Below are 347 nucleotides of genomic sequence, written 5' to 3'. Positions count from 1 at the left end.
GACCAGGCGTACGCTTATGGGTGCCTTTCCGCAGCTTGGAACGCGGATGGAGAAGAGGAGCAACGCGATCTAGCTATCGCGGCCGCGATCAAGCAGGTGCGACAGACGTCATACTAGATATCAAGCGACTTCTCCTATCCCCTGGGAACACATCAATCTCACCGGAGAATATCGCTGGCCAAAGCCTTAGCGTAGGATTCCGCCCCTTCCCGCAAACGACCCCAAACAGGAAACGCAGCTGAAACGGGAAGCTCAACACCCACTGACGCATGGGTTGTTCAGGCAGTACTTCATCAACCAGCAAGGCGGCACTTTCGGCCATCCGCCGCGCCCCACAGCTCGGGCAG

General features: G+C 57.9%; 1 pseudogene. It reads left to right on the top strand.

Annotated features, from left to right (window positions below):
• A pseudogene (locus tag ACSIPU_RS30745) lies at nucleotides 1-117 on the top strand (3'-kinase); the annotation flags it as partial.
• Nucleotides 118-347 lie beyond the last annotated feature (230 nt).

This window comes from Klebsiella sp. HN106 (assembly GCF_051209435.1).
In the GTDB taxonomy this organism is placed as follows: Bacteria; Pseudomonadota; Gammaproteobacteria; order Enterobacterales; family Enterobacteriaceae; genus Klebsiella; species Klebsiella oxytoca.
This window is presented reverse-complemented; position numbering and strand designations above follow the sequence as displayed.